The sequence below is a fragment of the Pseudomonas sp. Z2-11 genome (assembly GCF_054161305.1).
Genome location: NZ_CP096395.1, coordinates 809,443 through 822,249, shown reverse-complemented (window position 1 = coordinate 822,249; position 12,807 = coordinate 809,443). Strand labels below are relative to the sequence as shown.

Annotated in this window: 12 protein-coding genes; 4 read left to right on the top strand and 8 right to left on the bottom strand. The window is 59.3% G+C overall.

The features are described 5' to 3' along the window. Position 1: 1 nt before the first annotated feature. The 3 genes from dnaJ to grpE form a co-directional block, all read right to left on the bottom strand. Complete coding sequence (gene dnaJ, locus M1E16_RS03545; protein WP_030139779.1) at positions 2-1,126, bottom strand: molecular chaperone DnaJ; 1,125 nt, start codon at positions 1,124-1,126, stop codon at positions 2-4. Between the two features lie 290 nt (positions 1,127-1,416). Continuing rightward, entirely contained in the window at positions 1,417-3,333 is a 1,917-nt protein-coding gene (dnaK, locus tag M1E16_RS03540) for a molecular chaperone DnaK (RefSeq protein WP_434602781.1), read from the bottom strand. A gap of 101 nt (positions 3,334-3,434) precedes the next feature. Further along, the gene (grpE, locus tag M1E16_RS03535; RefSeq protein ID WP_181287537.1) at positions 3,435-4,001 is read right to left on the bottom strand and encodes a nucleotide exchange factor GrpE; all 567 of its coding nucleotides are present in this window, start codon (positions 3,999-4,001) and stop codon (positions 3,435-3,437) included. A 240-nt stretch (positions 4,002-4,241) separates the two neighbouring features. Between grpE and recN the strand changes: the two genes are divergently transcribed. Then, entirely contained in the window at positions 4,242-5,915 is a 1,674-nt protein-coding gene (recN, locus tag M1E16_RS03530; protein WP_458129227.1) for a DNA repair protein RecN, read from the top strand. A 74-nt stretch (positions 5,916-5,989) separates the two neighbouring features. Here the strand turns inward: recN and fur are convergent, their stop codons facing one another. Further along, entirely contained in the window at positions 5,990-6,394 is a 405-nt protein-coding gene (fur, locus tag M1E16_RS03525) for a ferric iron uptake transcriptional regulator (RefSeq protein ID WP_305496921.1), read from the bottom strand. A gap of 97 nt (positions 6,395-6,491) precedes the next feature. Between fur and bamE the strand changes: the two genes are divergently transcribed. Then, a complete protein-coding gene (gene bamE, locus M1E16_RS03520) occupies positions 6,492-7,019 on the top strand; it encodes an outer membrane protein assembly factor BamE (RefSeq protein WP_305496923.1) in 528 nt (175 codons plus the stop codon). 59 nt (positions 7,020-7,078) lie between these two features. Here bamE and M1E16_RS03515 read toward each other — a convergent pair whose 3' ends face one another. From M1E16_RS03515 to M1E16_RS03505, 3 genes are read right to left on the bottom strand one after another with little or no spacing between them, the layout of a single operon-like run. Beyond that, entirely contained in the window at positions 7,079-7,381 is a 303-nt protein-coding gene (locus tag M1E16_RS03515; protein WP_458129226.1) for an RnfH family protein, read from the bottom strand. Next, positions 7,378-7,821 carry a type II toxin-antitoxin system RatA family toxin gene (locus M1E16_RS03510; protein WP_305496926.1) on the bottom strand — a complete coding sequence of 148 codons (444 nt, stop codon included), beginning with the start codon at positions 7,819-7,821 and terminating at the stop codon, positions 7,378-7,380. The genes M1E16_RS03515 and M1E16_RS03510 overlap by 4 nt, the downstream gene beginning before the upstream one ends. Positions 7,822-7,828: 7 nt before the next feature. Next, the gene (locus M1E16_RS03505) at positions 7,829-9,232 is read right to left on the bottom strand and encodes a sodium-dependent transporter (RefSeq protein WP_458129225.1); all 1,404 of its coding nucleotides are present in this window, start codon (positions 9,230-9,232) and stop codon (positions 7,829-7,831) included. A 118-nt stretch (positions 9,233-9,350) separates the two neighbouring features. Between M1E16_RS03505 and smpB the strand changes: the two genes are divergently transcribed. Next, on the top strand, positions 9,351-9,833 hold the full coding sequence (gene smpB, locus M1E16_RS03500) for an SsrA-binding protein SmpB (protein ID WP_030139770.1): 483 nt from the start codon (positions 9,351-9,353) through the stop codon (positions 9,831-9,833). Positions 9,834-9,957: 124 nt separating this feature from the next. On the opposite strand, the gene M1E16_RS03495 is transcribed toward smpB, so the two are convergent. Then, positions 9,958-10,725, bottom strand: a complete 768-nt coding sequence (locus M1E16_RS03495; protein ID WP_434653717.1) for a GntR family transcriptional regulator — start codon at positions 10,723-10,725, stop codon at positions 9,958-9,960. Between the two features lie 263 nt (positions 10,726-10,988). On the opposite strand from M1E16_RS03495, the gene M1E16_RS03490 reads away from it, so the two are divergent. After that, the gene (locus M1E16_RS03490; RefSeq protein ID WP_458129224.1) at positions 10,989-12,683 is read left to right on the top strand and encodes a lactate permease LctP family transporter; all 1,695 of its coding nucleotides are present in this window, start codon (positions 10,989-10,991) and stop codon (positions 12,681-12,683) included. Positions 12,684-12,807: the final 124 nt, after the last annotated feature.

The following is a 12,807-nucleotide window of genomic DNA, read 5'->3' as shown; positions in this document are numbered from 1 at the left end:
CTTACAGATCGCCGAAGAAGCGCTTCACACCTTCGAACCAACCGGTGGTTTTCGGCGAGTGGCTATTGTCATCCGCCAGGGAACTGCGGAACTCTTCGAGCAGCTCCCGCTGGCGCCGGCTCAGGTTGACCGGTGTCTCTACCGCGACGCGGCACATCAAGTCGCCCGCACCGCCGCCACGCACCGGAGCCACGCCCTTGCCGCGAATGCGGAACTGCTTGCCGGTTTGCGTCCCTTCGGGAATCTTCAGCTTGACGCGACCATCAAGGGTCGGGATTTCAAGCTCACCGCCCAAGGCCGCATCAACAAAACTGATCGGCACTTCGCAGAACAGATGCTTGCCATCACGCTGGAAGATCGCGTGCTCGCGCACGTTGATCACCACATACAGATCGCCGGTCGGGCCGCCCTGGGCACCCGCCTCGCCTTCGCCGGACAGACGAATGCGGTCGCCGGTATCGACACCGGCCGGTACTTTGACCGACAGCGTCTTGTACTCTTCGACACGCCCTTCGCCGTGGCAGGAGTCGCACGGATCAGAAATGATCTTGCCCTGGCCATGGCAACGCGGGCAGGTCTGCTGGACCGAGAAGAAGCCCTGCTGCATGCGAACCTGGCCGATGCCGCCGCAAGTCGGGCAGGTGACCGGCGAAGAGCCCTTCTTGGCGCCCGAACCGTCGCACGGCTTGCAATTGACCAGCGTCGGCACCCGGATATTGACCGTGGTACCACGCACCGCTTCTTCCAGGTTCAGCTCCAGCGTGTAGCGCAAATCGCTGCCACGCTGGGCACCACCACGGGCGCCGCCGCGACCGCCGCCAAAAAAATCACTGAACACATCGCCGAAAATATCGGAGAAGTTCTGGCCGCCAAAACCGGCACCGCCGCCACCCATGCTCGGGTCGACACCGGCATGCCCGTATTGGTCGTAGGCCGCGCGCTTGCTGGAATCGGACAGAACTTCGTAAGCCTCGTTGGCTTCCTTGAACATCTCTTCCGACGCTTTATCGCCGGGATTACGGTCTGGGTGGTGCTTCATCGCCAGGCGACGGTAAGCCTTTTTCAGCTCTGCCTCGCTGGCTCCCCGCTCGACACCCAATACTTCGTAAAAATCACGCTTCGCCATTAGTCTTTGCACTCTTATAGGACGTCCGGCAAACCTCTCCTGAACCTTGCCAAACTCGTTGAGCCCCAATACAGGCCCGGACCCAACTCACGTCGATTCAACGATCCTGGTCTCGGCGCATATCGCCCGGAAAGCAGGAGCATTCCCGAACACACCGCCAGCACCCGAACGCTGTCGCATGCTGTAAAAATTCACTGACTCCAGACACGCCAACGCGGGAGCAAGCTCCCGCGCGGCGACATCCTACCAGCCACCGCACAAACGCAGTCAACCGGCCGACCAACAAGCGATTACTTGTTGTCTTTCACTTCTTCGAACTCAGCGTCGACCACGTCATCGGCTTTCTCGGCCGATTCGCCTTGCTGCGCAGCACCTTCAGCTGGCTGGGCCTGCTCGGCATACATCTTCTGGGCCACTGGCGCGGAGACTTTCGACAGCTCTTCGATCTTCGCTTCGATGGCAGCCTTGTCGTCGCCTTTGACGGCAGCTTCAAGGGCAACCACGGCGGCTTCGATCGCGGTCTTCTCTTCAGCGGTCACTTTGTCACCAGCATCGGCAACCATCTTGCGGGTCGAGTGAACCAAGGCGTCGCCCTGGTTACGAGCGCTGGCCAGCTCTTCGAACTTGCGGTCTTCCTCGGCGTTGACTTCAGCGTCGCGAACCATCTGCTGAATTTCTTCCTCGGACAGGCCGGAGTTGGCCTTGATCACGATTGACTGGGTCTTGCCGGTGGCCTTGTCTTTCGCGCCGACATGCAGGATGCCGTTGGCGTCGATGTCGAAGGTCACTTCGATTTGTGGCACACCGCGTGGCGCAGGTGGAATCTCGGCCAGGTCGAACTTGCCCAGGGACTTGTTCTGGGCCGCTTGCTTACGCTCACCTTGCAGCACGTGGATGGTCACGGCGCTCTGGTTGTCGTCGGCCGTCGAGAACACCTGGGATTTCTTGGTAGGAATCGTGGTGTTTTTCTCGATCAGCGCGGTCATCACGCCGCCCATGGTTTCGATACCCAGGGTCAGCGGGCTGACGTCGAGCAGCAGAACGTCTTTCACGTCGCCGGCCAGAACGGCACCCTGGATGGCAGCACCCATGGCAACGGCTTCGTCCGGGTTCACGTCCTTGCGTGCTTCCTTGCCGAAGAAATCGGTTACCAGCTTCTGAACCAGCGGCATACGGGTCTGGCCGCCGACCAGGATCACGTCGTTGATCGAGCCAACGTCGATACCGGCGTCCTTCATCGCAATGCGGCAAGGTTCGATGGTGCGCTGAACCAGGTCTTCTACCAGCGCTTCGAGCTTGGCGCGGGAGATTTTCACGTTCAGGTGCTTCGGACCGGTAGCGTCTGCGGTGATGTACGGCAGGTTCACGTCGGTCGACTGGCTCGAGGACAGTTCGATCTTGGCTTTCTCAGCGGCCTCTTTCAGACGCTGCATGGCCAGCGGGTCACCCTTGAGGTTCATGCCGCTTTCTTTCTTGAACTCATCGACGAGGTAGTCGATCAGGCGGATGTCGAAGTCTTCACCACCCAGGAATGTATCGCCGTTGGTTGCCAATACTTCGAACTGGTGCTCGCCATCGACTTCGGCGATTTCGATCACGGAAACGTCGAAGGTACCGCCACCCAGGTCATAAACGATCACGGTGTGATCGCCTTTGGCCTTGTCCATACCGTAGGCCAGAGCGGCTGCGGTTGGTTCGTTGATGATACGTTTCACGTCCAGGCCAGCGATGCGGCCGGCGTCTTTGGTCGCCTGGCGCTGGCTGTCGTTGAAGTACGCAGGAACGGTAATGACCGCTTCAGTCACTGGCTCGCCGAGGTAGTCTTCGGCGGTCTTCTTCATTTTCTTCAGGATTTCAGCCGAGATCTGTGGCGGCGCCATTTTCTGGCCGTTCACTTCAACCCACGCGTCGCCGTTGTCAGCCTTGGCGATTTTGTAAGGCACCATCTTGATGTCTTTCTGCACGACTTCTTCGTCGAACTTGCGACCGATCAGACGCTTCACCGCGTACAGGGTGTTATGCGGATTGGTCACAGCCTGACGCTTGGCGGACTGGCCCACCAGAATCTCGCCATCGTTGGCGTAAGCGATGATCGACGGCGTGGTACGCGCGCCTTCAGCATTCTCGATGACTTTGGCCTTGCCGTTTTCCAGCACGGAGACGCACGAGTTGGTGGTCCCCAGGTCGATACCGATAATCTTGCCCATGTTAACTCTCCCGGAACTTGAATTTTTTTGCCGCAGCAGTGGTGGCTAACTGCGGTAGTACTTAAACGCTTGACTTCTTAATGGGGCCGTTGCGCCCGATTTCAAGCCTGCTCATCGATAGAAGGCGAAACCGGCGCCGGCGCCTTGCTGACCACAACCATGGCCGGGCGCAGCAAGCGGCCGTTGAGCAGGTAGCCCTTCTGGAACACTTTCAGCACGCTGTTCGGCTCGACGTCGGCACTTTCCTGCATCGCCATGGCCTGGTGATGCTCGGCGTTGAAGGGTTCACCGTGGGGATCGATCGCTTCAAGCTGATAACGCTTGAGGGTGTCCTGGAACATTTTCAGCGTCAGCTCGATGCCTTCACGCATCGGACGGATGTTCTCGTCGTCCGGGTTGGACAGCTCCAGGCCGCGCTCCAGGCTGTCGATGATCGGCAGCAGGTCGCCGGCGAAACGCTCCAGGGCAAATTTGTGGGCCTTTTCCACGTCTTGCTCGGCGCGGCGGCGGACATTCTGCAGGTCGGCTGCTACGCGCAACGCCTGATCCTGAGCACCGGCCAGTTGCTCTTCGAGCACTTGTACACGAGCCGACAGGTCTTCGCCCGAATCCTGGGGAGCCTGATTGGCGTCTAGATTTTGCGTATCCTGCGTCTGTTCGTCAGCCATAGATTTCTCCTTTCAACTTCGTCCGCGAGCTCGACTCGCGCTTCTGCCCCGGTATATGGGGCCACGTTTTTCAGCTTCAAGGGCCGCGCGACGAATTAACCTTACAAAAAACAGCTGCATATCATTCCCAGCCGCGCTAAAAAACCACGCAATCCAAGCAAATCGAGCTAAGACCAGGCATTGTCAGTTCGCGACAAAACACTGTATAAATAACCAGACCTAATGCCTGGGAGCGGCCTTATGCTGGTGCACCTGTCCGTACACAACTACGCCATCGTCGAACATCTCGACCTCGAACTCGACCGGGGCATGAGCGTGATTACCGGCGAAACCGGCGCTGGCAAATCGATCATGCTCGATGCCCTCGGGCTGACCCTGGGTGATCGTGCCGACAGCGGCGTGGTGCGCCCCGGCGCAGACAAGGCCGACATCCTGGCAACTTTCGACCTGGTCGACATTCCCGAAGCCAGCGCATGGCTGGCCGAACGGGACCTGGACACCGACAGCCTGTGCATCCTGCGCCGGGTCATCACCGCCGAAGGCCGCTCCCGAGGCTATATCAATGGCGCCCCTTGCCCACTGGGTGATCTGAAAGCACTCGGCGAACTGCTGATCGATATTCACAGCCAGCATGAACACCAGTCCCTGCTCAAGACCGATACCCATCGCCGCCTGCTCGACGAATACGCCGGAGCCACCGACCTGGCCCGTCAGGTTCACCTGGCAGCTCAACGCTGGCGCCAGACCCGGCAGGAGCTGGACCGACTAGCCAATTCCGGCGACGAGCAACGCGCCCGCCACCAACTCTTGAGCTACCAGCTCGAAGAGCTGGAGAACCTGGCCCTGGGTGAAAACGAACTGGAGGAGCTGGAACAGGAACACAAGAACCTGACCAACGCCGAAGCACTGCTGGGCGTCTGCCGCCAGGTAGTCGAACAATGCAGCGAAAGCGACTCGGGCAATGTGCTCAGCGCATTGACGGCGAGCCTGAACCGGCTCTCCAGCGTCAGCAATTCGGTAGGCGCCCTGAGCGAGGCCAGCAACCTGCTGACCAGCGCACAGATCCAGGTCGAGGAAGCCGTCGGGGAACTGAACCGGTTCCTGGATCATTTCGATGCCGACCCCGCGCGCCTGCAATACCTGGAAGAACGCCTGGACACTATCTATACGCTTGCACGCAAGCACCGCGTCCAGCCAACCGAAGTCGTCGAACTGCAGCAACGGCTGCTGGAGGAACTGGAGACCCTGAACGCCAACGACGAATCCATCGAGCGACTCGCAGATGAGCTGGCTTCCTACGCGCGGCATTACCAGGAAAAGGCCAGGGAACTCAGCGAACTGCGCCGCAAGGCCGCCACCGGCCTGGCCGGTGCCGTGGAGCAGGAAATCCAGCGCCTTGGCATGCCAGGCGGCCGATTTACCATCGAACTGCGCCCCAACGCCGGCGACGAGCTTCAACCCAATGGCTTGGAACAAGTGGAGCTACTGGTCAGTGCCAACCCCGGGCAACCGCTCAAGGCGCTGGCAAAAGTGGCGTCCGGCGGTGAGTTGTCGCGCATCAGCCTGGCCATCCAGGTCATCACGGCGCAGACATCCCGTGTACCGACATTGGTCTTCGACGAAGTCGACGTGGGCATTGGCGGCCCGACAGCGGAGATCGTCGGTCAATTGCTGCGCAGGCTGGGTGAGCGCGGGCAGGTATTGACGGTGACTCACCTGCCTCAGGTCGCAGCCCAAGGCCATCAGCATTTGTTCGTGCACAAGGTGCGTGGCGAAGACGCGACTCGCACCGCCGTCTCCAAGCTCGACAAGAACGAGCGCGTGGAAGAAGTGGCACGGATGCTGGGAGGCATCGACCTGACCAAGGAATCCCTGGCCCATGCCAAAAAAATGGTGGTTGCGGCAAAAAGCTGAAAGCGCTGTAAAGCAAGAAGGCGACCCGAGGGTCGCCTTCTTTCGTTTTGCGGGCTTTCGCCTACGTGACGAACTTACTTGCGCTTGCGGACATGCAAGACGAGATGGTGATCGATCAAATCGAAGCCATACTCGTCAGCAATCGCCTTTTGCAGCTTTTCGATTTCAGGACTGACGAACTCGATTACCTCGCGAGTCTCTACATCCACCATGTGGTCATGGTGCTCCCCGTCCGCCAATTCGAAGACAGCATGACCGCCATCAAAATTATGACGAGCCACCAGTCCCGCCGCCTCGAATTGGGTCAATACACGGTAAACCGTGGCCAGACCGACGTCCTCGCCAGCTTCCATGAGCGCCTTGTAGACGTCTTCGGCACTCATGTGGCGTTGCTCGGCGGAATCGAGCATTTGCAGAATCTTGACCCTTGGCAGGGTCACTTTGAGGCCGGCTTTGCGTAGTTCGCTATTTTCAACCATGGTCAGCTTTCTCGCGATGCTGCTTCGCAGCTTCTCTTAATGCGGGTATGATCGGCGTTTACGTTGTCCCAGCCAAGATAGTGGAAGTCGCCCACCGATGCAAAACACCAAGCTCTTGCTAACCAGTTTCACCTTCGTGGGACTGCTCGCACTCGCCGGTTGTTCATTCCCCGGGGTTTACAAAATCGACATCCAGCAGGGCAATGTCGTCACGCAGGACATGATAGACCAGTTACGCCCGGGAATGACCCGTCGGCAAGTACGGTTTATCATGGGCAACCCCCTGCTGACCGACACGTTCCATGCCGATCGCTGGGATTACCTGTACAGCCTGCAGCCAGGCGGTGGTGAACGGCAACAGGAACGCATCAGCGTTATCTTCAATGCCAATGACCAACTTGTCAGCCTGTCGGGTGATTTCATGCCTGGTGTGAGCCGCGATGAGGCCATCATGGGCAAGGACAGCGGTACGACCGTCACCGACCCGACCCAGAATGCCGAACAGCCGAAACCGGAAAAACCGGCCAAGCCAGGTTCGTTGTTGGATCAGATCCAGAAGGATGTGGACAACGTCGAGACCGTACCTGTCCCGACGCCCGAGCCTCTGGACACCTCGCCGCAATAAATTGCGACAACAAAAAACCCGGGATGCCGGGTTTTTTATTGCCTGTAATTAGGCGTTGCTTACTGATCCGCCTGACGTGCCTGGGCAGCCTTGGCCGCTCGCAGACGACGAATTTCTTTCGGATCAGCCAGCAACGGTCGATAAATTTCGAGCCGATCACAAGCTTGCACCGCTTGCTGATCCGGAACGGCGACCACCTTGCCAAAAATACCGATCGGACACGCGCTCAAGTCCAGCTCCGGAAAATCCTCGGCAATACCCGACGCCAACAGCGCAGCGCGAACACTGGTACCTTCGGGCACTAAACATGTGCGCAAGACCTGGCGGTCGACGCTGGCATGCACCACTTCAATTTCGATCAACGCTTGAGCTCGGCGTTCTGCTTCGCGCGTTGGCAGAACGCATCGACCAACGTATTGGCCGCCTGGTTGAACAGCGGCCCCAAGGTCGCCCGCACGATTGGCCCCGCGTAGTCGAACGACAGATCCAGACTGATCTTGCAGGCCTTTTCCCCGAGCGGCTTGAACACCCAGACACCATGGAGCTGATTGAACGGTCCCTCTTCGAGGTTCATTTCGATCGACTGCCCCGGCACCAAGGTGTTACGCGTGACAAAGTGCTGGCTCAATCCGCCCTTGGCCACATTGAGACTGGCGCGCATGTGGGTTTCGGAGCTTTCAAGTACCTCGGCGGACGAGCACCAGGGCAAGAACTCCGGATAACTCGCCACATCGTTGACCAAGTCGTACAGCGCCTGCGCCGGGTAGGGCAGCAAGGCCGAGCGTTGAATATGTGTCGTCATGTAAGCGTCACTTCCACAGCTGGGCGGCAAACACTACCAGGATGCCGATGGGCGCCACATAGCGCATCAAGAACAGACTCAAGGCGAACACCACCGGGCTGCGCAGCGACAGTTCATCACGCACCGCGTCACGCCCCATGATCCACCCTGCAAACACCACGAAACACAATCCACCCAAAGGCAGCATGATCCGCGACGTGAAGAAATCAATCACTCCGAAGAAATCCAGCCCTCCGGTCGCTCCCCACTGATAGAGGTGAAACAGACCGCCTTCGTTCACGAAAAACTTTGCCTGCTTCCATATATTGAAGGAAAACACCGTACCCAATCCCACGAACCAGCAGGTGAAGGCCAGCCAGAAAGTGACCCAGGCGCGGCTCAGGCGGGTTCGTTCAACCAGGTAAGCGACCATCGGTTCGAGCAAGGAAATGGCCGAGCTCCAGGCAGCGACTGCCACCAGGACAAAAAACACCACGCCCATTACCTGGCCGAACGGCATGCTGCCGAAGGCGAAAGGCAGGCTGACGAACATCAGCCCCGGCCCTTCACTGGGATTCAGGCCTGCGGCGAAGACAATCGGGAACAACGCTACCCCAGCGAGCAACGATACAAAGGTATCCAGCAACGCAACGCCGAAGACAGTCCTGGTCAGCGAGGCGTTCTTGGGCATGTAGGCGCCGTAGATCATGATCGAGCCGACCCCAACGCTGAGGGAGAAAAACGCATGCCCCATGGCCGGCAGCAGCCCGTCCAAGACCTTCTCCGGCTGGAAGTCGAACATGAAATGCACGCCCTCCATGAAATGTCCGGTGGTCATGCTGTAGCCCAGCAGCACCAGGATCATCACGAACAGCAGCGGCATCATGATCCGCAGGCTGCGCTCAAGCCCGGCGACCACGCCTCGGGCGATCACTACGGCAGAGAGCACCATGAAAAGCGTATGCCAAAGTGTCAGCCTCCAGGGGTCGGCGATCACATTGCCGAAGTAGGCGCCGACCTGATCGGGCGTCGCCCCCTGGAAATCTCCCCGGCCCATATCGATGATGTAATCCAGGGACCAGCCGCCAACCACACTGTAGAAAGAAAGAATCAACAGTGCCGTGACCATTCCGGCGAACGCGCCCCACGACCACCTGGCCGAATGGCCCGCCTCCGTCGCCAGCACCTTCAAGGCATTGGCCGGGCTTTGCCGGGCGCGACGACCGATCAGTGTTTCGGCCAACATGACCGGCGCACCGATCAGGGCGATGCATGCCAGGAACATCAATACGAAGGCACCGCCGCCGTAGACGCCGACCATGTACGGAAACTTCCAGATACTACCCAGCCCCACGGCCGAACCGGTGGCAGCGAATATGAAGACCCAGCGGCTAGCCCAACTGCCGTGGACAGAAACCTTGTCTGTCGACATCGTGATCACGCCCAAGCGTTCAAAAAAGAGGCCGCATTGTCCGGGATTCATTCAACCTGCTCAAGCATGGTGCTTCACCGTAGCCGACACGCACGCAACTGCCTATAATGCCGCCCCTATGGCTAAACAGAAGAAACACCCCACAGGGACCATCGCGCAAAACAAAAAGGCGCGACACGATTACTTCATCGAACAGCGTTTCGAGGCTGGCATGGTCCTGGCCGGCTGGGAAGTAAAAAGCTTGCGTGCCGGCAAGGCGCAACTGGTCGACAGTTACGTCCTGCTCAAGGACGGCGAAGCCTGGCTGCTGGGCAGCCACATCACGCCGCTGACCACCGCCAGCACCCACGTCATTGCCGATCCTGTGCGCTCGCGCAAACTGCTGCTCAACAAGCGGGAGCTGGAGAAGCTCTTCGCCTCCGTGCAGCAGAAGGGTTATGCCTGCGTCTGTACCTCGCTGTACTGGAGCAAGCATTTGATCAAGTGCGAAATTGCACTGGGCAAGGGCAAGAAGGAATACGACAAGCGCGACACCGAGCGCGAACGCGATGCCGGGCGCGAGTTGCAGCGCGCGGTGCGTAACAAGGGCAAGGAAGATTAGAGCCTCGGAAGATCCCTTGTGGGAGCGAGCCTGCTCGCGATGACGGAGACATATCCGGCGTCAAGGGTCGGATAGGCCGCTTCGCGAGCAGGCTCGCTCCCACAGAAGCACCAAAAACCGCCGGCTACATCCCCTTGCGCCGCTCCGCCCGGGCAACCCGCTGCACTTCCTGACGCACCTCTTCCAGCACCTCCTGCACATACAGGATATGTCGGCTGGAAACCTCCCGCGCCAACTCGGCGTGACCATCCATGATGGCTTGATACAACTCCCGATGCTGACTGATCAGCATGTCGCGGGTCTCGCTGCGCTGTTTGTACATGCCGCCGATATTGGTCACCACGTTGCGCTTGAGCAGATCGAACAAGCCGCGAATGGTGTGCAGCAAAACCGCGTTATGACTGGCCTCGGCGATCGCCAGATGAAAGCGCGCATCCGCCGCGCCCTCCTCCGCCCGACTCACCTCTTCGTGACGCGAGTAACAATCCTGCAACTCATCGAACGCCGCTGTCAGCCGCTCGCGATCGACCTCGGTAGCCCGCAGTGCTGCGTAATAAGCGCAGGACGCCTCCAAGGTATGCCGGAACTCCAATAGGTCACGCTGTGCTTCGGGATTGCTTTCCAGGAGCTGCAGCAGCGGATCACTGAACGTCGAGCCCAGCGACTCCACCACATAGTTGCCGCCGCCCTGACGACTGATCAGCAAACCCTTGGCCGTCAGCTTCTGGATCGCCTCACGCAACGAAGGGCGTGACACACCGAACTGCTCGGCCAGGGTCCGTTCGGCCGGCAATCGCTCGCCGGACTTCAACGTGCCCTCGAGGATCATGCCTTCAAGCCGCTCGACAATATCGTCAGACAAACGGCGCTGACGAATCTGATCAAACCCCATAACTCGATTCTCCACGGTCCCCGACGGCTCGCCGGGCTCTCTATTCTGGCCCATCCGGGCCTCGTCCACACCCAACAAAAAATATTAATGCCAGCAGATCAGATGTCATCTGCACCGCTTATTCGACGAAAGTTTCAAAGCGGCAAATTGACACACGACGACCAAGGCTTTTACCCTAGCCGACAGCGCTTGTAAATTGGTATTACCAATTATCCAAGCCGCTAACCAGTGCCTGACCAACAACAATTAGGGGCTCACCCAATATGCAAACCTGGCAACAGCTTTACAGCCCGCTCGGCAGCCTAGGCTTGTCCGCACTCGCGGCCGTCATTCCCATCGTGTTTTTCTTCCTCGCCCTGGCGGTGTTTCGCCTCAAGGGGCACGTGGCGGGCAGCATCACCCTGGCCTTGGCGATTGCCGTCGCGATCTTCGCTTTCCAGATGCCGGCCGACATGGCGTTTGCCGCCGCCGGCTATGGCTTTGCCTATGGTCTTTGGCCGATTGCCTGGATCATCGTCGCCGCCGTGTTTCTCTACAAACTGACCGTCAAGAGCGGCCAGTTCGAAATCATCCGCAGCTCGGTGCTGTCGATTACCGATGACCAACGCCTGCAAGTGTTGCTGATCGGCTTCTGCTTCGGCGCATTCCTGGAAGGTGCCGCCGGTTTCGGCGCTCCCGTCGCGATTACCGCCGCGCTGCTGGTCGGCCTGGGTTTCAACCCGCTCTACGCCGCCGGCCTGTGCCTGATCGCCAACACCGCTCCGGTAGCCTTCGGCGCACTGGGCATTCCGATTATCGTTGCGGGCCAGGTCACCGGGATCGACGCTTTCAAAATCGGCGCCATGACCGGCAGGCAGCTGCCGCTGTTGTCGCTGTTCGTGCCGTTCTGGCTGGTGTTCATGATGGATGGGCTGCGCGGTGTGCGGGAAACCTGGCCGGCCGCCCTGGTGGCGGGCTTGAGTTTCGCCATCACCCAGTATTTCACTTCGAACTTCATCGGCCCGGAACTGCCGGACATCACGTCGGCCCTGGCCAGCCTGGTATCCCTGACGCTGTTCCTGAAAATCTGGCAGCCCAAGCGTACCGCCGGCGCCCAGATTGCCGGTGCAACCTCCAGCGCAGCGATCACCGCCAGCGTCGGCGGTTTCGGCCAGCCGCGCAGCACCGTGGCTTCGCCCTACAGCCTGGGGGAAATCATCAAGGCCTGGTCACCGTTCCTGATCCTGACCGTGCTGGTGACCATCTGGACCCTGAAGCCCTTCAAGGCGATGTTCGCCGCCGGTGGCTCGATGTATGGCTGGGTATTCAACTTCGCGATCCCGCACCTGGATCAACTGGTCATCAAGGTCGCCCCTATCGTGATCAACCCCACGGCGATTCCGGCGGTGTTCAAGCTCGATCCGATTTCGGCCACCGGCACGGCGATTTTCTTCTCGGCACTCATCTCGATGATCGTCTTGAAGATCAACTTCAGAACTGGTCTTACCACTTTGAAGGAGACCTTCTACGAACTGCGCTGGCCTATCCTGTCCATCGGCATGGTGCTGGCGTTCGCCTTCGTCACCAACTTCTCGGGCATGTCATCAACCATGGCCCTGGTATTGGCCGGAACTGGCGCCGCGTTCCCGTTCTTCTCGCCATTCCTCGGTTGGCTGGGCGTGTTCCTGACCGGCTCCGATACCTCGTCCAATGCGCTGTTCGGCTCGCTGCAAGCGACAACCGCGCACCAGATCGGTGTCAACGACACATTGCTCGTGGCAGCCAATACCAGTGGCGGCGTCACCGGCAAAATGATTTCGCCGCAATCGATCGCCGTAGCCTGCGCGGCAACCGGCCTGGTGGGCAAGGAATCGGATCTGTTCCGTTTCACCCTGAAACACAGCCTATTCTTTGCAACGATCGTCGGCTTGATCACGTTGGCCCAGGCCTACTGGTTCACCGGCATGCTGGTTCACTGAGTACTACACGAAACATTAAAAAACCCGACGCTGAAACGTGATTCGGCGTCCGCTATTCACCACCGGGTCTGCAAGGCTGCTGAAAGATTTCCTCTCTATATTCAGCAGCCTCAGCAGACGGATA